This window comes from uncultured Algibacter sp. (assembly GCF_905480415.1).
Lineage (GTDB): Bacteria > Bacteroidota > Bacteroidia > Flavobacteriales > Flavobacteriaceae > Algibacter_B.
Genome location: NZ_CAJQQI010000146.1, coordinates 25,439 through 48,046 on the forward strand (window position 1 = coordinate 25,439; position 22,608 = coordinate 48,046).

The 22,608-nt window shown below is 33.2% G+C and carries 22 protein-coding genes; 14 read left to right on the forward strand and 8 right to left on the reverse strand.

The window, feature by feature from the left end:
- Positions 1-2 precede the first annotated feature (2 nt).
- From QZ260_RS09945 to QZ260_RS09985, 9 genes are all read left to right on the forward strand, one after another.
- Positions 3-350: a 5-carboxymethyl-2-hydroxymuconate Delta-isomerase gene (locus QZ260_RS09945; RefSeq protein ID WP_295985668.1), complete on the forward strand. Its 348-nt coding sequence runs from the start codon at positions 3-5 to the stop codon at positions 348-350.
- A gap of 5 nt (positions 351-355) precedes the next feature.
- On the forward strand, positions 356-1,264 hold the full coding sequence (gene hemF, locus QZ260_RS09950) for an oxygen-dependent coproporphyrinogen oxidase (protein ID WP_295985670.1): 909 nt from the start codon (positions 356-358) through the stop codon (positions 1,262-1,264).
- Positions 1,265-1,290: 26 nt separating this feature from the next.
- Positions 1,291-2,280 carry a porphobilinogen synthase gene (gene hemB / locus QZ260_RS09955; protein ID WP_295985673.1) on the forward strand — a complete coding sequence of 330 codons (990 nt, stop codon included), beginning with the start codon at positions 1,291-1,293 and terminating at the stop codon, positions 2,278-2,280.
- Positions 2,281-2,300: 20 nt separating this feature from the next.
- Positions 2,301-3,386 carry a hemolysin family protein gene (locus tag QZ260_RS09960; RefSeq protein ID WP_295985675.1) on the forward strand — a complete coding sequence of 362 codons (1,086 nt, stop codon included), beginning with the start codon at positions 2,301-2,303 and terminating at the stop codon, positions 3,384-3,386.
- A gap of 85 nt (positions 3,387-3,471) precedes the next feature.
- Positions 3,472-3,945 (forward strand): methylated-DNA--[protein]-cysteine S-methyltransferase, encoded by a 474-nt coding sequence (locus QZ260_RS09965; protein WP_295985677.1) that lies wholly within the window; start codon positions 3,472-3,474, stop codon positions 3,943-3,945.
- A 2-nt stretch (positions 3,946-3,947) separates the two neighbouring features.
- Positions 3,948-4,466: a DUF4442 domain-containing protein gene (locus QZ260_RS09970; RefSeq protein ID WP_295985680.1), complete on the forward strand. Its 519-nt coding sequence runs from the start codon at positions 3,948-3,950 to the stop codon at positions 4,464-4,466.
- A gap of 72 nt (positions 4,467-4,538) precedes the next feature.
- Entirely contained in the window at positions 4,539-5,690 is a 1,152-nt protein-coding gene (locus tag QZ260_RS09975; RefSeq protein WP_295985682.1) for a serine hydrolase, read from the forward strand.
- On the forward strand, positions 5,680-6,393 hold the full coding sequence (locus QZ260_RS09980; protein ID WP_295985685.1) for a 3'-5' exonuclease: 714 nt from the start codon (positions 5,680-5,682) through the stop codon (positions 6,391-6,393). The genes QZ260_RS09975 and QZ260_RS09980 overlap by 11 nt, the downstream gene beginning before the upstream one ends.
- Positions 6,394-8,073, forward strand: coding sequence for an ABC transporter ATP-binding protein (locus tag QZ260_RS09985; RefSeq protein WP_295985687.1), 1,680 nt, complete (start codon positions 6,394-6,396; stop codon positions 8,071-8,073). It abuts the gene before it with no gap.
- Between the two features lie 301 nt (positions 8,074-8,374).
- Here the strand turns inward: QZ260_RS09985 and QZ260_RS09990 are convergent, their stop codons facing one another.
- The 6 genes from QZ260_RS09990 to QZ260_RS10015 form a co-directional block, all read right to left on the reverse strand.
- Positions 8,375-9,028, reverse strand: coding sequence for a 3-oxoacid CoA-transferase subunit B (locus tag QZ260_RS09990; protein ID WP_295985689.1), 654 nt, complete (start codon positions 9,026-9,028; stop codon positions 8,375-8,377).
- A gap of 3 nt (positions 9,029-9,031) precedes the next feature.
- A complete protein-coding gene (locus QZ260_RS09995; RefSeq protein WP_295985692.1) occupies positions 9,032-9,733 on the reverse strand; it encodes a CoA transferase subunit A in 702 nt (233 codons plus the stop codon).
- 121 nt (positions 9,734-9,854) lie between these two features.
- The gene (locus QZ260_RS10000; protein ID WP_295985696.1) at positions 9,855-12,197 is read right to left on the reverse strand and encodes a transglycosylase domain-containing protein; all 2,343 of its coding nucleotides are present in this window, start codon (positions 12,195-12,197) and stop codon (positions 9,855-9,857) included.
- A gap of 50 nt (positions 12,198-12,247) precedes the next feature.
- Positions 12,248-12,742: a gliding motility lipoprotein GldH gene (locus QZ260_RS10005; protein WP_295985699.1), complete on the reverse strand. Its 495-nt coding sequence runs from the start codon at positions 12,740-12,742 to the stop codon at positions 12,248-12,250.
- Positions 12,729-14,015 carry a regulatory iron-sulfur-containing complex subunit RicT gene (ricT, locus tag QZ260_RS10010; RefSeq protein WP_295985702.1) on the reverse strand — a complete coding sequence of 429 codons (1,287 nt, stop codon included), beginning with the start codon at positions 14,013-14,015 and terminating at the stop codon, positions 12,729-12,731. Before ricT ends, QZ260_RS10005 begins: the two co-directional genes overlap by 14 nt.
- 400 nt (positions 14,016-14,415) lie before the next feature.
- Entirely contained in the window at positions 14,416-15,486 is a 1,071-nt protein-coding gene (locus QZ260_RS10015) for a rhodanese-related sulfurtransferase (protein WP_295985704.1), read from the reverse strand.
- Positions 15,487-15,894: 408 nt separating this feature from the next.
- Here QZ260_RS10015 and recA point away from each other — a divergent pair, with 408 nt between their 5' ends.
- From recA to QZ260_RS10035, 4 genes are all read left to right on the forward strand, one after another.
- Positions 15,895-16,902, forward strand: a complete 1,008-nt coding sequence (recA, locus tag QZ260_RS10020; protein WP_295985706.1) for a recombinase RecA — start codon at positions 15,895-15,897, stop codon at positions 16,900-16,902.
- A gap of 126 nt (positions 16,903-17,028) precedes the next feature.
- On the forward strand, positions 17,029-17,439 hold the full coding sequence (locus QZ260_RS10025) for a hypothetical protein (protein ID WP_295985708.1): 411 nt from the start codon (positions 17,029-17,031) through the stop codon (positions 17,437-17,439).
- 27 nt (positions 17,440-17,466) lie between these two features.
- Positions 17,467-18,009 carry a sigma-70 family RNA polymerase sigma factor gene (locus QZ260_RS10030; RefSeq protein WP_295985711.1) on the forward strand — a complete coding sequence of 181 codons (543 nt, stop codon included), beginning with the start codon at positions 17,467-17,469 and terminating at the stop codon, positions 18,007-18,009.
- Complete coding sequence (locus tag QZ260_RS10035; RefSeq protein WP_295985713.1) at positions 18,010-19,560, forward strand: hypothetical protein; 1,551 nt, start codon at positions 18,010-18,012, stop codon at positions 19,558-19,560.
- Between the two features lie 89 nt (positions 19,561-19,649).
- Here the strand turns inward: QZ260_RS10035 and QZ260_RS10040 are convergent, their stop codons facing one another.
- The gene (locus tag QZ260_RS10040) at positions 19,650-20,387 is read right to left on the reverse strand and encodes a lysophospholipid acyltransferase family protein (RefSeq protein ID WP_295985715.1); all 738 of its coding nucleotides are present in this window, start codon (positions 20,385-20,387) and stop codon (positions 19,650-19,652) included.
- Between the two features lie 116 nt (positions 20,388-20,503).
- On the opposite strand from QZ260_RS10040, the gene trpS reads away from it, so the two are divergent.
- On the forward strand, positions 20,504-21,472 hold the full coding sequence (gene trpS / locus QZ260_RS10045; protein WP_295985717.1) for a tryptophan--tRNA ligase: 969 nt from the start codon (positions 20,504-20,506) through the stop codon (positions 21,470-21,472).
- 27 nt (positions 21,473-21,499) lie between these two features.
- On the opposite strand, the gene dprA is transcribed toward trpS, so the two are convergent.
- Positions 21,500-22,603 carry a DNA-processing protein DprA gene (gene dprA, locus QZ260_RS10050; RefSeq protein ID WP_295985718.1) on the reverse strand — a complete coding sequence of 368 codons (1,104 nt, stop codon included), beginning with the start codon at positions 22,601-22,603 and terminating at the stop codon, positions 21,500-21,502.
- Between the last annotated feature and the right edge of the window lie 5 nt (positions 22,604-22,608).

Here is a 22,608-nt window from a genome sequence, read left to right on the forward strand (position 1 = left end):
ATATGCCTCATTTTGTAATTGATTGTTCAGAAAATATTTTAACACTTCAGGAGCCTGAAAAACTCATACATAATGTACATCGTTCTGCTTGTAATTCAGAATTATTTGATGAAACTGATATTAAAGTGCGCTTAAACCCTTTTAAAGACAACTATTTAGTAGGCGGCAGAAAACAGGATTTTATTCATGTTTTTGCCAATATAATGGAAGGTAGAACTACAGAACAAAAGGCTAATATTTCAAAACAAATTGTTAGACAATTAAAAACTTTGTTTCCAACTGTTTCTTTCATCGCTGTAAATATTAGAGATTTTGAGAAAGCTACATATTGTAATAAAACAATGGTATAAAAAATATGAAAAACAAATTTTACCAATATATACAGGATTTACAAGACCGTATTACCTTAAAGCTCGAGGGCATTGACGGGAAAGTCAAATTTCAAGAAGATGTTTGGAAACGACCTGAAGGCGGTGGCGGACGAACGCGTGTTATTGAAAATGGTAATGTTTTTGAAAAAGGAGGAGTAAATATCTCAGGCGTTCATGGTAAATTACCAAAATCTATGCAAGCCTATTTTAAAGTAGGTGATGTTGATTTTTTTGCTTGTGGATTAAGTTTGGTATTACACCCTAAAAGCCCAATGATTCCAACAGTCCATGCCAATTGGCGCTATTTTGAAATGTACGATAAAGACGGAAGCATCATTGATAGTTGGTTTGGTGGCGGACAAGACTTAACGCCTTATTACCTATTTGAAGAAGATGCCCAACACTTTCATCAAACTTGCAAAATAGCCTGTGACGAACACAATCTTGAGTTTTATTCAACTTACAAAAAACGTTGTGATGAGTATTTTTATAATGCACACAGAAACGAAGGTAGAGGCATTGGTGGTTTATTTTTCGATTATTGCAAAGCATCAGAAACCATGACTATGGAAAAATGGTATAACTTTGTAACAGAAGTTGGAGATAGTTTCTTAGATGCTTATACCCCAATAGTTGAAAAGCGAAAAAATTTATTCTATACAGATGAACAACGTAATTGGCAGGAAATACGACGTGGACGTTATGTAGAATTTAATTTAGTGCATGATAAAGGCACCCTATTTGGGCTTAAAACCAACGGACGGATAGAAAGTATTTTAATGAGTTTACCACCGCATGTGCAATGGGTTTACGATCATCATCCTGAAGCCGGAAGTGATGAAGAAAAACTATTAGAAGTGTTAAAAAATCCAGTAGATTGGATAAGCAAATAAACGTATTAACAAATAACCATTTTACTATGTTTCCATTACGAAGAAATAGAAGATTAAGAACCAACGAAGCCATTCGTTCTTTAGTTCGAGAAACCATAATTACTCCAACCGACTTTTTAGTGCCACTTTTCGTAGTTGAGGGCAAAGGTATTAAAGATGAAATTCCGTCCATGCCAAACTATTTTCGTTACAGTTTAGATTTGTTAGAAGGTGAAGTAAAAGAGCTTTGGCAACTGGGATTAAAATCGGTATTACTTTTTGTGAAAGTGCCAGATAACTTAAAAGACAATAAGGGTGCTGAAGCATTAAACCCGAACGGATTGATGCAACGTGCCATTAAAACAGTTAAAAATGTGTGTCCAGATATGTTGGTTATGACAGATGTTGCCCTTGATCCATATTCGGCTTATGGACATGATGGCATTATTGAAAACGGACAAATCATAAATGATGAAACAGCCGATGTACTGGCAGAAATGAGTATTTCTCATGCTCAAGCTGGCGCTGATTTTGTAGCACCAAGTGATATGATGGATGGACGTATTTTAACCATTCGCGAAGCTTTAGAAGATGAAGGTTTTACAAATACTGGAATTATGAGTTATTCGGCTAAATACGCTTCTGCGTTTTACGGGCCTTTTAGAGATGCTTTAGATTCTGCTCCTGTGAATTTAGTAGATATTCCAAAAGATAAAAAATCTTATCAAATGGATTATGCTAACCGTTTTGAAGCCATTCGCGAAACCGAAATGGATATTGACGAAGGCGCAGATATAGTGATGGTAAAACCTGGTTTGTGCTATTTAGATATTGTTCGAGAAATTAAAAACGAAGTGGATGTGCCTTTGGCCGTTTATCAAGTGTCCGGAGAATACGCCATGTTAAAAGCTGCAGCCGAAAAAGGGTGGTTAGACCATGATGCTGTTATGATGGAACAGATTACCGCCATTAAACGTGCAGGTGCTGATATTATAGCTTCCTATTTCGCAAAGGATGTTGTTAAATTACTTTCGTAAATTAGCCTAAAACTTATTTAATGAGTACATTAATTTTTTGGGCAACTATTTCAATTTTCTTTTCCTTTTTATGTTCTATTCTCGAAGCTGTATTATTGAGCATTACACCAACGTTTATAAACGTTAAAAAACAAGAAGGTAAAGACTATGCGTTAACTTTAGAAAGTCTAAAAAAAGATGTAGACAAGCCCCTCATAGCAATACTTACACTTAATACCATTGCCCATACTTTAGGCGCTATGATGGTAGGTATTGAAGCCGAGAAATTACCTTTTAAAATTGAACTTTGGGGTATAAATACGGTTGGTGTTGTTTCCGCTATTATGACTTTTTTAATTTTAGTAGCTTCAGAAATTATACCTAAAACTATTGGTGCGACATACTGGAAAAAATTGGCTAATTTCACTTCAAAAGCATTAACTGTTTTAATATTTCCATTAAAATGGACAGGTATTTTATGGCTCCTTCAACTTACAACAAAACTTATTGGTGGGAAAGGTCACGGTAGTATTTTAAGTCGTGAAGGGTTTTTAGTTATGGCAGATATGGCTCATGAAGAAGGTGTTTTTCAAGAAAACGAAAGTAAGATTATTAAAAACTTACTCACTTTTAAAGATGTTTTTGCTAAAGATGTAATGACACCACGAACGGTAATGCTAACGGAGGACCAAAACACTACGGTTAAAGATTTTTTTAAAAGAAATTTAAATCTACGGTTTTCAAGAATTCCGATTTATTCAGACAATTCAGACGACATAAAAGGGCTTGTTTTAAAGGATGAGATTTTTAAAGAAATGGCTCTTGGTCATGGTGATAAAAAGTTATCTGAATTAAAACGAAACATCATTATAATAGATAGAAATTTACCTATTCCTAAATTATTTGAAAAATTAATTGAAAGTAGAAATCATATGGCATTAGTCGTTGATGAGTATGGATCCGTTAGCGGTTTGGTAACTATGGAAGATGTTATAGAAACCCTATTAGGGTTAGAAATTATGGACGAAAGTGACAACGTTTCAGATTTACAGCATTTAGCTAGAAAAAGCTGGAAAGAACGCGCTAAAAACCTAGGGATTTTTGATGATGACACCACTTCAGAATAATGAAATATTCTTGCTTAAAACATGATCCAAAAATTATATTTAAAATGAACCTTCCATCTGACAATTTTAAAATAAAAATAATCAGATGAAAACTTGCATTATCAAATCACCTTTAGGTTTCACCAAAATACTAGGCAATGAAGATGGTATTACCTCTGTTACCGTCCTTAATTCTGAAGAAAAAGTTACAGATATTATCCCTATTGAATTAGAAGATTGTGTCATTCAACTCAATCAATATTTTGAAGGAACTCGTAAAGCATTCAACATAAAATTAAATCCAACTGGTACTGATTTTCAAAAAAGAGTTTGGAAGCAACTAGATCAAATTCCATTCGGAAAAACAATTTCATATTTAGAATTATCGAAAGAGTTGGGTGATGTAAAAGCTATTCGTGCAGTTGCTAATGCCAATGGTAAAAACCCACTTTGGATTATTATCCCTTGCCATCGTGTTATTGGAAGTGATGGGTCTCTTACTGGTTACGCTGGGGGTTTACACCGAAAACAATGGCTATTGGAACATGAAAGTCCATACAAACAACAATCTCTTTTTTAAAAATGTACAGAACACTTACCAATATTGCAAATAAATTTTTTAGCGATGCTCAAATTTATAAATATGGGTTTAATTGGTCTCCTATGTATAGACGTTCTACGGGGGAAATAATTGAAGTTTCTGAAGATTTATTATATATAAAAATTAAAATCCCTCTAAATTGGAAAAACAGAAACTTTGTTGGTTCTATTTTTGGAGGTAGTATGTTATCTGCCACAGATCCTATTTATATGATTCAACTTTTAAAAATTTTGGGTGATAACTATGTGGTTTGGGATAAATCAGCAACAATTAAATACAAAAGACCCGGAACAGAAACTATATTCTGTGAATTTACGTTTACTCCTGAGGAGGTTTACGCTATCAAAAAAGATGTTGACAAAAACGGTGAGATTGACATTGTAAAAACACCTAATATTATAAATAAAGATGGTATTGTTATTGCTGAACTTACTAAAACTATTTATGTTGCGGATAAGACTTTTTACAAAGAAAAGAGAAAACAAAAAACTTCCAGATAATAGGTTTTATCTACTTTGTTTTCATTAAAAAAGAATTTTATTATCTTTATTTTTTACACATAAACATATTTTATGAAATTTTTAAAAAAACTTTTTAAATGGACTGCATATTTAATTGGGTCTATTATTATTTTACTATATATTTTTGATTATGATTATATACTAAGAGGAGTCAAAGTAGTTTATTTTACTGGACATAATACAGCCTTTATTGATGATCATCCCTATTTTGAAAATGATATTATCGAAAAAGGGAATACCCCTAGCCCTTGGCCTATTCATGAAGATTACAATGCAATAAATGAAACTAAAAAACTCACTTCCGTAAATAAAGATTGGGGAACAATAGCCTATGTAATTATCAAGAATGATAGTATCTGGTTTGAAAAATACTATGATGGTTTTAATGAAAACTCAAAAACCAATTCATTTTCGATGGCAAAAAGCATTACAACTTCTCTCCTTGGAAAAGCTATTATGGATGGTTACATCGAAGATTTAAATCAACCCGTTAGTGACTTTTATCCAGAATACGATTATGCAAAAACGACTGTCGGAGATTTAGCATCTATGGCTTCAGGATTAGATTGGATAGAACTATATACAAACCCTTTTTGTATTACAGCACGAGCGAATTATGATAATGATTTAGCCGAAACTATTTTAAACCAAAAAGTAGTTAAAACTCCTGGAGTAGAATTTGAATATTTAAGTGGTAGTACAGCCTTACTAGGAATGGTAATTCAAAAAGCTACGGATAAACCTTTGGCAAAATACCTCTCTGAAAGTTTTTGGAAGCCCTTAGGTACTACAAATGATGCTTTGTGGCAATTAGACGATAAAGAACACAGGTTGGCTAAAGCTTTTACTTCTATTTCCAGTAATGCGAAAGATTTTGCGCGTTTTGGAAAACTTTATAAAGATCATGGAAAATGGGGTGGAAAACAGCTTTTAGACTCTGCTTTTGTAACAAAATCTATTACACCACGTTTTGCTGAAAGCCCTGAGTATGGTTACGGGTGGTGGTTAAAAGATATTGGGAACAAACATTTTTTCATGATGCGCGGGCATCTTGGGCAATATGTTTTTGTCGAACCAAACGATAATATTATTATCGTTCGTTTGGGACATAGCAAATCGCCAGATGAGGCCGTAGGAGCTTTTACAAATGACATTACAGTTTATATTGAAGAAGCCTATAAAATGCTGGGTTATGATCTCTAAACTAAACCTTGAAAACATATTATTTTTAGATATTGAAACCGTTCCTGAAACGCAACACTTTTCTGATTTAGACGAAACGAAACAAGCTCTTTGGGAACACAAATCTCAATACCAACGTAAAGAGGAATATACTGCTGAAGAATTTTACGACCGAGCAGGGATTTGGGCCGAGTTTGGTAAAATAGTTTGTATATCGGTGGGGTATTTTAATATTTTAAACGATTTACGAACGTTTAGAACCACGTCTTTTTATGGTGATGAAATTAAAATATTGAAAGACTTTAAAAACTTGCTTATTTCGCATTATAGTGAAACTAAGCACTTACTTTGTGCACATAATGGTAAAGAATTTGACTTTCCTTATATAGCAAGACGTATGATAATTAATGATATTGAGCTCCCCTACAAATTAAACTTGTTTGGCAAAAAACCTTGGGAAGTACCTCATCTAGACACACTAGAACTATGGAAATTTGGCGACTATAAATCCTATACATCATTAAAACTATTGACTCATGTTTTGGGAATCCCTTCACCCAAAGATGATATCGATGGCAGCGAAGTATATCGTGTTTATTACGAAGAAAACGAAATTGATAGAATCGTTACCTATTGTGAAAAAGATACGATTGCGGTAGCACAAATATTTTTGAGATTGCGAGGTGATGCCATTTTAACTGACGATGAAATTATTCATATATAAATGCAAAAAAATGCTATTTTAAGGCTCAAAGATATTTCCATATCATTTGGAGATAATCAAGTAATTCATAATATTTCATATGGTCTAAATAAAAATGAAGTATTAGGTATTGTTGGTGAATCTGGATCAGGAAAATCTGTTTCTTCTTTAGCAATTTTAGGCTTATTACCCAGAAGGATTTCTAAAATCACAAGTGGATCTATTATATATGAGGATGAGGACTTAACGCAACTATCTTCCAAAGCCTTCCAACGGATAAGAGGAAATAAAATCGCTATGATTTTTCAAGAACCTATGAGTTCTTTAAATCCATCTATGACTTGCGGAAAACAAGTTGAAGAAATATTATTACAGCATTCCAACCTATCAAAAAATGAAGTAAAGCAAGAAACCATTTCGCTTTTTGAAAAAGTAAAACTCCCAAATCCTGAGCGTATTTTAAAGTCCTATCCTCATGAAATTTCAGGCGGACAAAAACAACGTGTTATGATTGCCATGGCCATTGCCTGCAAACCAGATATTTTAATTGCTGATGAGCCAACAACTGCTTTGGATGTTACCGTACAGAAAGACATTATCAGCCTGTTAAAAGAGTTACAGATTGAAACCAAAATGAGTATTATTTTTATTACTCATGATTTGGCTTTGATTTCAGAAATTGCAGATCGCGTTATTGTAATGTACAAAGGTGATATTGTTGAACAAGGTGCAGTTAAAGATATTTTTAAAAACCCAAAACATAATTATACAAAAGCTTTAATAAATTCTCGGCCTTCGTTAGATACACGATTACAAACCTTGCCAACTATTCAAGATTTTTTAAATGACACCATTTCAAATGACATAGTTACCTCTGAAGCACGTGAAAAAAATCATAAAATACTGTACAGTAAACCACCTATTTTAGAGGTTATTAATATTGAAAAAGAATTTATCTCTAAATCAGGCTTGTTTACAAAATCACAGTCCTTTAAAGCGGTTAATAATGTAAGTTTCAAATTATACGAAGGCGAAACTTTAGGATTAGTTGGAGAATCTGGTTGTGGAAAATCAACTTTAGGGAATGCTATTTTGCAGTTAGACAAAGCCACAGCTGGGGCTATTTTATATAATGGTATAGATATTACTAAACTTTCAACAACTAACACTAGAGCGCTTAGAAAAGATATTCAAATTATATTTCAAGACCCTTATTCATCATTAAACCCTAGAATACCTGTTGGTGAAGCTATAATGGAACCAATGGAAGTGCATAATCTATATGCTTCTGATATCGAAAGAAAGGAAAAAGTTATCGATATTTTAAACCGAGTTGGACTATCTGAAGATTATTTTAATCGATATCCCCATGAGTTTTCTGGAGGACAACGTCAGCGTATTGGAATCGCTAGAACCATTGCTTTACAGCCTAAATTAATTGTTTGTGATGAGTCGGTATCAGCTTTAGATATATCCGTTCAAGCACAAGTTTTAAACTTACTAAACGAACTTAAAACAGATTTTGGGTTTACCTATATATTTATATCGCACGACTTGGCTGTGGTTAAATATATGTCTGACCAACTATTGGTTATGAATCAAGGAAAAATTGAGGAATTGGATGATGCTGATGTTATTTATAATGCACCAAAAAAAGAATATACTAAGAAGCTAATTCATGCTATCCCAAAAGGATTATAACATAAATATTTTTTTGGTTAAATAGCCTAAGCTTTTTAAAAATTGTAAATTCTCTTTTAAAGTTTCTTTGAATCTGCTTTTGTCATTTGTAGGTAGTTCAGGTAGATTTGAAGCAATACTCATAGGTTTTAAAGTTTATGGTAGATTTGGGGAAATCTATAATAATTTGGTTTCTTTGGGGACTGCTAATATAGAATACATTTTTAATAAATCGGTTTAAAAACATAAAAAATCGATGAAATACGTTTTAATTTAACATTTCGTCGTTTTTTCTTTAAATAAGTTATAGACTTTTATAAATCTAAATATCCATTTCCGGAATATCTCCTTCAATAATTAATGTTCCTTCTGTCGCGTCTTTAATGTCATCTACAGATACACCAGGTGCGCGTTCTAGTAATTTAAAACCTTGTTTTGTAACTTCAACAACAGCCAAATTGGTTACTATCCTTTTTACACAACCAACACCTGTTAATGGTAAACTACATTGCTTTAATAATTTAGATTCTCCACGTTTGTTAGTATGCATCATGGCAACAATAATATTTTCAGCACTAGCAACTAAATCCATCGCACCACCCATACCTTTTACCATACGCCCTGGAATTTTCCAATTGGCTATATCTCCATTTTCAGCTACTTCCATAGCTCCTAAAATGGTTAAATCTACATGCTTTCCTCTAATCATAGAAAAACTCATAGCTGAATCAAAAAAACTTGCTCCAGGCAACGTTGTAATGGTCTGTTTTCCAGCATTAATCACGTCGGCATCTTCTTCACCTTCAAAAGGAAAAGGTCCCATACCTAAAACCCCGTTTTCACTTTGAAATTCAACCTCTATATCGTTTCTAACATAATTAGCCACAAGCGTAGGAATACCAATTCCTAAGTTAACATAAAACCCGTCTTGTACTTCTTTTGCAATACGTTTTGCTATTCCGTTTTTGTCTAACATAATCTAATTTCGTTGTCTTACAGTTCGTTGTTCAATTCGTTTTTCATAAACTTCACCTTGAAAAATGCGTTGCACAAATATCCCAGGAATATGGATTTGATTTGGATCTAACTCCCCTAAAGGAACCATTTCTTCAACCTCAGCCACCGTAATTTTTGCAGCCCCGCACATATTAGGATTAAAGTTTCTTGCAGTTCCTTTAAACATTAAATTACCCGCTTCATCCCCTTTCCATGCTTTTACAAATGCAAAATCTGCTTTAAAAGCATGTTCTAAAACATACATTTTTCCATCAAACTCTCGAGTTTCTTTACCTATAGCAACTTCAGTACCAAATCCAGCGGGGGTGTAAATAGCAGGAAATCCTGCTTGTGCAGCTCTACAGCGTTCTGCTAAAGTACCTTGAGGAATCAATTCCACATCTAATTCACCAGAAAGCATTTGACGTTCAAACTCATCATTTTCGCCTACATAAGACGATACCATTTTCTTGATTTGTTTTTTTTGAAGTAGTAACCCCAATCCGAAATCATCAACACCTGCGTTGTTAGAAATACAGGTCAAACCACTTACTCCTAGTTTTACTAATTCTCCTATAGCATTCTCAGGAATACCGCTAAGTCCAAAACCACCAAGCATAAAAGTCATGTTACTAGAAACTCCTTTTAAAGCTTCTTGAACATCAGCTACTTTTTTATTAATCATTATTATTCAGTTTTTGCTTTATAAATTTACGAATAATTGAATGATATGTCTAGATTTTAAAAAAAAATAACCGCTCCTTTCGGAACGGTTTATATTAAATTTATAAAATTACACTTTACTATTATCCGAAGTCTAAATCTTCCGGTGTATCATCATCTGAATCCTCTTCTTCAATTGAAGTTGAAGTTTCACTAGAACAATCTACTTTTATAGACAAATTCTCTGGAGCTTCAAACTCCTCTTTTGAAATGTTTAATGCTTCATCAGCATAACAACTCTTCATATATAACCCCCAAATAGGCAATGCCATGGCTGCACCTTGGCCATAAGTTATGGAAGCAAAGTGAGCTGCTCTATCTTCAGCACCAACCCAAACTCCGGTAACTAAATTAGGTACCATTCCCATAAACCAACCATCACTTTGGTTCTGTGTAGTTCCTGTTTTTCCAGCAATAGGGTTCGAAAGTTCGTATGGATATCCAGTTATAACCTCTTTGTAATCAGGTCTATTTATAGCCCAACTATGTCTTAGTCTTGTACCCGATCCACCTTGAGTAACACCTTCCATGAGTTTAACTGCTACATAAGCCGTTTCTTTACTTAAAACATCGCGTGTTTCAGGTTTAAACTGATACAAAATAGTTCCGTTTTTATCTTCTATACCTGTCACCATAACAGGTTTTGTATACACACCATGATTAGCGAATGATGAATACGCACCCACCATTTCATAAACACTTATATCTGGCGTACCCAATGCTATAGAAGGCACTGGAAGCATTTCAGATTCTACACCTAACTTTGTTGCTAAATCTACAACAGTTTGTGGACCTACTTTATCAATTAATTGAGCCGTAACCGTATTTACGGAATTGGCTAATGCATTTTTTAAAGTTCTGGTTCCTCCATAATTATTTCCAGAATTTTTGGGACACCACTCTTCTGGATTTCCGTATTTATTAGCTTCAATACAGAATGGAACATCTGGAAATTCATCACAAGGAGAATAGTGTAATTGGTCTATAGCCGCTGCATAAACAAATGGTTTAAAGGTAGACCCTATTTGGCGTTTTCCTTGCTTTACCATATCGTATTGAAAATGTCTGTAATTGATTCCGCCTACCCAAGCTTTTACATGACCTGTTTGTGGGTTCATAGACATCATTCCTGTTCTTAAAAACGACTTATAATAACGTATAGAATCTATAGGTTTCATAATAGTATCCACCTCTGAAGCTTTACCGTCTATCCATTTAAAAACGGACATTTTTGTTGCTTTTTCAAAAGAAGCTTTTATCTCTTTATCTGATTTTTTTAAATCGTACTTCAAATGCCTCCAACGCTCTGATTGTCTCATCCCTCTTCTCATCAAGGCATCAATTTCATCTTTCTCTAATTCTAAAAATGGTGCTGTTGGATTTCTTCTAGGTGTATTCTGATTGAAAAATTCTGCCTGTAACCTTGGCATATGTTGCTGGACCGCATTTTCAGCATAGGTTTGCATTCGAGAATCTATGGTAGTATATATTTTTAATCCATCATTGTATAAATTCCATTTTGAACCATCTGGTTTTGGGTTTTTCTTTATCCAATTTTTCATAAACCCATCTAAATACCCTCTAAAATAAGTGGCTATACCTTCACGATGTGATTCTGGAGAAAAATCTAAATCTAATTCTGTTTTTTGAAGCGAATCTTTAATCACTTTATTTATATAACCATATTTCTCCATTTGGAATAATACTACATTACGCCTATTTTTTACGCCTACAGGATTTCTACTTGGTATTGGATTATAAAAAGAAGAATTTTTAAACATGCCAACTAACATGGCCGCTTCTTTCAAATCAAGATTTTTAGGTTCTTTATTAAAATATATTCTTGAAGCGCTTCTGATTCCATCTCCATTATTTCCAAAATCATAAATATTAAAATATTGAGCTATGATTTCCTCTTTTGTATATTGACGCTCTAAACGTATGGAAATAATCCATTCTTTTATTTTCTGAGCTCCTGTTTCTAATATGTTTTTAGATCTGACACCGACAAATAATTGTCGTGCTAATTGTTGAGAAATCGTACTCGCTCCTCCTCTTTTACCTAAGAAAAAGAAAGCTCTTAAAGTACCGATCCCGTCAATCCCAGAGTGTTCATGAAAACGAGCATCTTCGGTAGCAATTAATGCGTCTATCAAATATGGTGATAGTTCATCATAGCCAACTGGTGTTCTATTATCGTTCAAATAAAACTTACCTAAGGTTTCTCCGTCTGAAGAGATAATTTCAGTTGCTAAATGTGTTTTTGGATTTTCTAATTGCGTATGGTCTGGTAAATCTCCAAAAATAGCTGTCAATAAAAAAATTAAGAATATAGAAATAATACCTCCTAAAAAAACTATCCAAAACCAACGGATGTATTTTGAGAAATCTTGAACAGCTTTTGTTTTTTTCTTTGCTTTTGCCATAGTTTAAGTGTCTTAAGCCTGAATTCTTAAGTATTTTAAAGTTATGTAGTTTATTCTTTAAGTAGGTTTTCAATTCTAAAACCTATATCAGTAATGCCTTCTAAGTCTATAACGCCATTTACCTTTCCGTTTTCTCTCATAGCATGCTGAATATTTATGGTATATTCTCCTTTTTCTTTAAAAACAATGTCTTGTTTGTACCATAATTTATTCTCTTTAATATCCATATAACCCTCACCTAAAAGCTTCCCATTTGGTTCTGCCATTTTATACTCTAAAGTATCTTTTATTGTTTTACCATGTGGAAAAACCATTTCGACAATTAAGAATAAATTATTGTATTTGTAGGTGGTTGTGTTTCTCAAATTAACAAATAAGTTATATGCATTTGTAGAATCTGGTGGGGTTACTTTAAAACTAACTATAGAATCTTTATGCCATGAATTAGGAATAGATTTATAATTATCATAAACACTATTAGAATCGCAAGAAACTATTAAAAGAGAAAACATTAAATAAAACAACAGGATTCTATTTTTCAGCATTTTTACTATTTTGAGGTTTTCTCTTAGGATTATTTCTTCGGTTATTTTGGTTTGGTTTCTTCTTAGGTGTGGCATTTTTGTTTGATGCATCACTCTTATTGGCTGTATTTTTATTGGACGGCGTGCTTCTATTGCCTTGATTGCCTTTCCTTCTATTATTTTTACGTTTATTATTGCGTTTTGGACTATCGAAGCGTGTTAAACTATCTTGACCCACAACGTTTTCAAACTCTGTTTTAGTATCTTCTTCTAAAACATCTAAAGCATATTCTTCAAGGCTAGCAATTTTTTTATTTTGCTTATTTAATTCAATAATTTCGCTGGCTTGTTCTGTAGTAATCTTGTGCCAATTCATCCACTCACCTTCATAAGCGTACCACATGTGTCCTTTAAAAATATCTGTTTTTTGGCAAACTGCAGTGCCCTTCTTAGTATAAAGTTTTGTATCGGTTTTTGGGAAACTTTTTAAAGCATCAAGATACGTGTCCAATTCATAGTTTAAACAGCATTTTAGTTTACCACATTGACCTGCTAACTTTTGAGGATTTAACGATAATTGTTGGTAACGTGCTGCTGACGTACTTACCGAACGAAAATCTGTTAACCAAGTAGAACAACATAATTCGCGCCCACAAGAACCAATACCACCAAGTCTTGCTGCTTCTTGACGAAATCCTACTTGTTTCATTTCAATACGCGTTCTGAATTCTCGAGCAAAGACTTTAATAAGTTCACGGAAATCAACTCGTTCTTCAGCCGTATAATAAAATGTTGCTTTACTGGCATCGCCTTGAAATTCGATATCTGAAATTTTCATGTGAAGTTTCAAATCGATTGCAAATTGGCGTGCCCTAACCTTCATCGGCTCTTCTTTATCACGCGCAGTCGACCAAATATCTATATCTTTTTGACTAGCTTTTCGATAAATTTTTAAAGCTTCCTCTGTGTTTTCTCGGATGTTTTTGCGTTTCATTTGAACACGCACCAATTCCCCGGTAAGGGTAACCATGCCTATATCATGACCTGATTTGGCTTGTGTAGCAACAATATCGCCAATACTTAATGTTAAGTTCTCTGTATTGTGGTAGTACTCTTTTCTTCCGTTTTTATAACGAACCTCCACCCAATTAAAGGGCTTTTCTCCATTTGGAAGTGACATGTTTGCTAACCAATCAAAAACGGTTAACTTATTACAACTATCTGTACCACAAGTACCATTATTTTTGCAACCCTTTGGAGAGCCGTCTTTAGTTGAGCAACTTGCGCAAGCCATATGTTATATATATTGATTCCGATTAGAACAAAGAGTCTATCAGAAGATGGTTCGTAACTATTTTTGAATCTCGTCTTTACAGAAACAGAATCTGTAAATACTTGATAATGAAATTTCAAGAAGCTTTTCTGAAAGCGTTTTTTTTAAAAAACTAGCTTCTGGATGTAAATATAAGATTATTCTAAGGATTAAAAAGAAAGATTTTTAATTATACTCAAATTCGTAATTAAGCTTATTGGATGCTGTTCTGAGTTGTTTTTTAAATTTCAAAATGTTTAAAAAAGTATCCAAATTCACAGCGAAAACTCTCTGTTCTTCTTACGCAAAAGACAAAGACTTAGGGATTGTATCTTGTAGATTTCTATCTTTTTGTTAAACTATATAAGTTTGTCAATATTCATTAATCCCTTTTTTCGAAGTTATCAAATATATTCCTCAAATCCTTTTTATAGGGTAAATGCTTGGCGCGCCCTTTTTTGAAAATATCGTTACTATTACCTTGTCCTTTTCGAAGCTGTTTTTGTTCTTCAAAAGGTAAAGCATGTATATCTTTACATGTTGTAGAACAACAGTTGTCCATTTCCTGCTTACACTTTTCACATTGAATAAATAATAAGTGGCAGGCATCATTGGCACAATTGGTATGAACATCAAAAGATTCTCCGCATTGATGACATTGCGCAATTACATCATCACTAATGCGTTCTGCCCTTCTATCATCAAACACAAAATTTTGACCCATAAACTTATTATCTAAATCTTGGTCTTTTACTTGTCTTGTATATTCAATTATACCGCCTTCTAATTGATATATATTTTTAAATCCTTTATGCTTAAAATAAGCACTAGCTTTTTCACAACGGATGCCTCCTGTGCAGTACATAACCAAGTTTTTATCTTCTTTGTGGTCTTTTAAATCGTTTTCAATAATATCTAAAGATTCTCTAAACGTATCCACATCTGGTGTTACGGCATTTTTAAAATGTCCTATTTCACTTTCGTAATGGTTACGCATATCAACCAAAACGGTTTTTTTATCTTCAATAAGTTCATTGAATTTTTCTGCACCAACGTGAACCCCTTTATTGGTCACATCAAATGTATTATCATTTAATCCGTCAGCAACAATTTTATTTCTAACTTTTACTTTCAATTTTAAAAAAGACATATTATCCTGCTCTACAGCAATGTTTAAACGGATGTCTTTAAGAAAATCAATGGTGTCTAAATGCGTTTTAAATTCATTAAAACGATCTGCTGGTAATGAGAGTTGACCATTAATACCTTCGGTAGCAACATAGATACGTCCTAAAACATCTAATTTGTCCCAAACGATAAATAACTGGTCTCTAAATTCTTGAGGATTTTTAATTTTTGCGTACTGATAAAAAGAAAGTGTTAATCGATCTTTTCCTGCTTTCTCGATTAACTCAGCTCTTTCTTTTGCGCTTAAGGTATTGTACAGTTGCATGCTATACTAATTTTTAAGGTTAAAGAATAATTTGAAATGCAAATGTACAATTTCTAAATAATTAAAAAAACTTCAGCGCTACCCAAGGGTCGGGCTTTCACTGCTCGCTTCCTCCTTCGTCGGCGAGCTCAAACAAACCGTTCAATCCCTAGCGCACCTAATCGCCACGACCATATCAAAAAACTAACTTTAGTTTAGCCCATAAAAAAAGCACCTAAATAAAAATTTAGATGCTTTAGTTGAGTTTAGAGTTAGTCTTAGTTCAAAAACTCATTTTTGTAAATTTGATAGAATATTTTTACTCTTTATTAACTAGATGCAAATTGTGTAAAAAGGTTGCGTCATAAAATTGTATTGTGAAAAAAGATATGGTATTTTAGCATACAATTTTTAGAAAAAAACAAAGAAATGAGCAGCGAAAAAGAAAAAGAAGCAAAATTAAAAGCACTAAAACTGACATTAGACAAACTAGATAAAGCCTACGGAAAAGGTACCGTGATGAAAATGAGTGATGCTGCTATAGTAGATGTAGAGGCTATCCCATCGGGTTCATTAGGTCTAGATATTGCTTTAGGGGTTGGTGGTTACCCAAGAGGTCGTGTGGTTGAAATTTATGGTCCAGAGTCTTCTGGTAAAACAACATTAACCTTACATGCTATTGCTGAAGCTCAAAAAGCTGGTGGTATTGCTGCGTTTATTGACGCAGAACATGCTTTTGATCGTTTTTATGCTGAAAACTTAGGTATTGATATTGATAATTTAATTATTTCTCAACCAGATAATGGGGAACAAGCTCTAGAAATTGCTGATAATTTAATCAGGTCTGGCGCTATTGATATCGTCGTTATAGATTCTGTTGCTGCATTAACTCCTAAAAGTGAAATTGAAGGTGAAATGGGAGACTCTAAAATGGGACTTCATGCACGTTTAATGTCTCAAGCTTTGAGAAAATTAACGGCATCCATTAGCAAAACCAACTGTACCGTGATTTTTATTAATCAATTACGTGAAAAAATTGGTGTTATGTTTGGTAATCCAGAAACTACAACCGGTGGTAACGCCTTAAAATTCTATGCTTCTGTAAGATTAGATATTAGACGTTCTACACAAATTAAAGATACAGACGGAGCAGTTCAAGGTAATAAAACAAGAGTTAAAGTTGTAAAAAACAAAGTGGCTCCGCCATTTAGACTTGCAGAGTTTGATATTATGTATGGCGAAGGTGTTTCTAAAGTTGGAGAAATTTTAGATTTGGCCGTAGAACATGAAATTGTAAAGAAAAGTGGCTCGTGGTTTAGTTACGACGAGACCAAGCTAGGTCAAGGGCGAGATGCTGTTAAAGCACTAATAAAAGACAATCCAGAACTGATGGACGAACTTGAAGCCAAGGTCAGAAAAGCTGTAGCAGAAAAATAATTAAAAAATCCCGTTAACTCGGGATTTTTTAATTTAAAACAAATTATTCGGTTTTCTACGCAACCTTTTTGTGCCTTTAGCATCTACATAGTGCAAACATGCATATAACACTAAATTTGTTTTGCTATGAAAAGGTTAGTAGTTTTTTGTTTAACACTTATGCTTTTTGCATCTTGTAGTGTTGATGACGATAGCACAAGTTTTAGCTTTGAAGTTTTACCTGTTGAAAGTGTAGACATCCCTGATGAATTTGAGTTAGGGGAAACCTATCCTATCACAGTATCTTATTTAAGGCCTTCAACATGTCATGGTTTTAAAGAGTTTTATTATTTAAAAGAAAATAATGAACGAACAGTTGCTCCAATAACATATGTTTTTGATAACAACGACTGTGAAACTCTTGAAGACAACTTGGTTGAAGCAACTTTTAACTTTATAGTTACCAGCAATGGTTCGTATATTTTTAAGTTTTGGCAAGGCGAAGGTACTGACGGAGAAACTCAATACTTAATTATTGAAGTTCCTGTTATCGCGTAATAAGTATTAATTATATACCTGTTTAAATTGAGTTTAAAACAACTCATAGAAAATTGTAAAATTAATAATACTAAAGCACAAGGTGAATTATACAAACTCTTTTCGGGTAAGTTGTTCGCAATTTGCTTAAAGTATTCGCGAAACTATGCCGAAGCTGAAGATAATTTGCAAGACGCATTTTTAACAATTTTTAATAAAATTGAACAATATAAAGATAAAGGTTCCTTTGAAGGTTGGATAAAACGTATTACCGTAAACACGGCATTGCAACGTTACCGAACCGAAAAAGTTTTTGATATAATAAATGAAAATACTATTGAAGACGTTGAATTGGAAGTTGATGAAGACACGGTCTCCATTGATTATCTTTTAAAAATTATTCAAGAATTGCCCGATAGATACAGATTGGTTTTTAACTTATATGTACTAGATGGTTATTCGCATAAAGACATAGCAGACATGCTGAAAATTAACATAGGGACTTCAAAATCTAATTTATCACGAGCTAGACTAATTTTGAAACAAACTATTGAAGATCATAAATCAATGCAACGTTCGCAAACATTATAAATGAGTGACAAGAAACATATAGACAGACTATTCCAAGAAGCCTTTAAAGATTTTGAAGCGGTTCCCAGTGATGCTGTTTGGAAAAATATAAAAACTAAACTAAACGAAAAAAATAAAAAACGTCGTGTAATTCCAATATGGTGGCGTTATGCTGGTGTTGCGGCGTTATTACTTCTACTTTTAACTGTTGGCGGTATCTATTTTAATAATACAGGTGAAGGTAAAATCGATCAAGTTGCTGATACTGAAAATACAAATTCAGAGAACGCTGATATTAAAAATAACGATGCTACTAAAACTAATCTAGTGGTCTCAGATAACAACATTCAAGACGATTTAAGCGAGGCTTCAAACCAACAATCTGAAATAATAAAAGATAAAGCAAGTCCATCGAAAGAAGCTTCAATTGCTGAAACTTCTGCTTCAAAAAACCAAAACGAAAGTAAAACGAAGTTGACTTCATCTCATAAATTAAATATCAACAAAAGACTAGTTAATCTTAGTAATAATAACGCTATGCTTAATTCCTCTGAAGAAAAAAATAGTGGTATAACTCTTCAAAATGAACTAGTAAAAAAGACTAGTGTTACTAACCCTTCCGAAAACAATAAAGATAATATTGACTCTGAAAATGACGTGCAATTAGTAAATAAAGAAAAAGCTAAAACACTTATTACTGAAGCTTCAAAAGATAATACTGCCATGGCCACTGTTAATACAGAAACTATTGAAGACGATAAATCCGATGAAAACTCAGAAGAAAACAAGCTTTCTATAGAGGATGCTTTAAATATTACTAATGATGTTATTGAAGAAGAGAGCAACAAACTAAATAATAAGTGGAGTATCGCTACAAATGCTGCTCCAGTTTATTTTAATACTTTGGGAGGACAAGGCTCATCAATAGACCCACAATTCAACAATAATTCTAAATCTGGTGAAGTTAATATGAGTTATGGTATTTCTGCAAGTTATGCTGTAAATAAAAAATTAAGTATTCGTTCTGGTATTAACAGAGTTAATTTAGGCTATAACACCAACGACATTGTGGTTTTTCAATCTGTTGGTTTAAGTTCTAGTAGTAGCGCTCTGCAAAATGTTAATTCAAGCTCTAATAGTGCTGATGCTATTTCTCTTATTAGTTCTGAAACTTTAGATACTTCAGCTTCTGAATCTATAGTAGCTTCTAATGCTTCAATTAATCAAGCTTTAGGTTATATTGAAATTCCTTTAGAAATTCAATACATGCTTTCTGACAAAAAATTTGGAGTAAATCTTATTGGTGGCTTTAGTTCTTTCTTTTTAAATAATAACGAAATATTCTCAGAAGAGGAAAATGGCGCCAAAACTTTTCTTGGTGAGGCCAGTAACATAAATAAAATGAGTTATAGTGCTAATTTCGGATTGGGTTTAAACTATAAAGTCTCTAAACGATTCGATTTAAATTTAGAACCTATCTTTAAATATCAATTTAATACATTTAATAATACTTCTGGGAATTTTACACCATTTTTTATAGGTGTTTATACCGGATTCGCTATAAAGTTCTAGGTTTTTGGTTAGATCTGGATATGGATTTTCATTTAAGCTCGAAAGCTCATATCGAAGAAGAAGCTGCTCGTTCCCTCGAGCAGTTTTTTTTATTTATTAAATTGCTGAAGTTGTTTTAATATTATTGTTTTAGCATTATCATTTAACGGTCGTGTATCGGCAATAGCTAATCCTTCAGTAGATAAAAACTTATGGATTTTTACACGCATTCTTCCCGGGCCTCCACTAAAAAAAGTATAAGAAAAACGTTTTTTGTTATCTGCAAAAGTTAGTGGTACAATTGGAATTTGATGATTTATAGCTAATCTGAATGCACCGTCTTTAAACTCATCTAACACAATATGTTCTTCAGGTACGCCACCTTCAGGGAAAATACAAATACTCACTCCAGACTTTAGCCTACGTTGGGCTCTTAAAAAAACGGCTTGCCTACTTTTAGGAGAACTTCTATCTACCAAAATACATGTTCGCTTATAAAAGAAACCAAAAAGAGGGATTTTAGCTAATTCAGCTTTACCCACAAAAACAAAAGGGTTTTTTATAGAAACTAGCATCAGCATGATATCCGCCATAGAAGTATGGTTAGCAACAAACATATAGCTTTTATCTTTTTCTGGCGTTTGTTCTCGTTCTATTTTATAGACAAAACCCATCCCTATTAAAATACATTTAGCCCAGATACGTGCTATTTTAAAAAATAATGGATACCAAGATTCCTTAGAAATAGAAATTAAAAGCAAAGGAAAAAATATAAGTATGGGCAGCGTTACAAGTATATAAAACCAAATACGATACAATACCCAGAAAATGTATTTAAAAACTATCATGAAGTTCAAAAATACATAATTGTATTGAGCTATTTTATTAAAACGTTTACCTTTGCTCGAATAAGAAAAATTGAGTTTAATTTTAATGGGATTTTCGTCTTCGCGGGAATAATAATATGGCAAGAATACTAACAGGCATACAAAGTACAGGAACACCTCATTTAGGAAACATTTTAGGAGCTATTATTCCAGCAATAAAAATGGCTGAAAATCCTAAAAACGATTCGTATTTATTTATAGCAAATCTGCATACTTTAACTCAAATAAAAGATGCGAAAACGTTGCGTGAAAACACGTATTCTACAGCCGCCACTTGGTTAGCTTTTGGTTTAAATATTGAAAAAACGGTGTTTTATAGACAAAGTGATATACCACAAGTAACCGAACTATCTTGGTATTTAAGCTGTTTTTTTCCTTATCAACGCTTAACATTAGCGCATAGTTTTAAGGACAAAGCGGATAGACTAGAAGATGTAAACTCTGGATTATTTACTTACCCAATGCTAATGGCAGCGGATATTTTATTATACGATGCAGAAATAATCCCTGTTGGAAAAGACCAAGAACAGCATATTGAAATGACTCGTGATGTCGCTTCTCGTTTTCATGCTAAAGTCGGTGAAACTTTTGTTTTACCTAAGGCTGAGGTTCAAAAAGACACCAAACTTATTCCTGGAACAGATGGTCAAAAAATGAGCAAGAGTAGAAATAATATCATCAACATATTTTTAGATGATAAAAAATTACGTAAGCAAATTATGGGCATTCAAACCGATAGCACACCACTTGAAGAACCCAAAGACTGGAGTACTTGTAATTGTTTTGCTATTTATAGTTTGTTAGCATCCGAAAAACAAATAGCAACCATGAAAGCCAACTACGAAAATGGTAATTATGGTTACGGACATGCAAAACAAGCCTTATATGAGTTAATTCTAGAGAAATTTACAGAACCTAGAGCACGTTACAACTACTATATGAATAACCTTAGCGAAATTGATAAAGCGCTTGCCATTGGAGCAGAAAAGGCAAAATTAGTTGCTAATAATGTTTTAAAAAGGGTTAGAGAGAAGGTCGGGTATTAATAAATTTCCTTCTCTAAAATTAGAATTTTAAATCACTTCAAACAATTTCCCAGGAAGCGGTCTAACAATACCTTTTAATTCCATGTTTAGTAGCGTGCCTGACACTTTAAAAATAGGCAAATTACAGTTTAAAGCTATAATATCGAGCTGCTGTTTTTCATTGTCTTTTAAATAGTTATAAATAACCTTTTCCGTAGCCTCCAAATCAACAAATAACTGTTTCTGTACAGCTGGCTTTTTGTTTTCTTCTAATTGCCAATTTAATATATATGGCACATCCAAAGGTGTTGAAAGCATATGTGCTCTTTGATGCTTTATTAAATTATTGCATCCAATACTTTGGCTATCGGTTGTTCTTCCGGGAACGGCAAACACATCTCGGTTATATGATCCAGCAATATCAGCTGTCACTAAACTTCCTCCTTTTTCAGCAGATTCTATAACAATAGTCGCTTCACTTATACCCGCAATAATTCTATTTCGTTTTAAAAAATTTTGTTTATCAAATTTATCAGTACTCCAAAAATCGGATAAAAATCCACCGTTTTTCTCCATATCCACCATATATTTTTTATGCACTTTAGGATAAATTTGATTTAATCCATGTGCTAAACACGCAATGGTTTGCAAATTATGCTTCATGGCTGCTTTATGGGCTGTAATATCCGTTCCGTATGCAAACCCCGAAACAATTATGGGATTATATGGTGCCAATTGTTCAACTAAATCTTCGCAAAATTTAATGCCGCTTGTCGTAATTTTTCTTGCCCCTACAATACTGATGATATGTGACTTCTTTAAATCTATTTGTCCTGTTTGGAATAATAAAATGGGACCATCAATACAATGTTTTAGCCTTTCAGGGTAATCACTATCTTGAAAATAAGAAACTTTGATATCATTTTCATTTATAAAGATAATTTCTTTTTCAGCTTCTTTTATATGATGTGTTTTAAACAAATCGCTCACGGTTACACTTCCTATGCCATCAATTTTTAATAGATTTTGCTTCTTCTCTTTTAATACGGCTTCCGCAGAACCACAATTTGAAATGAGTCGTTTAGCAGTAATATCGCCAATATTCAATACATGCTGAAGCGCTAAAGTGTAAAGCAAATCGTTTTCTGTCATTCTAA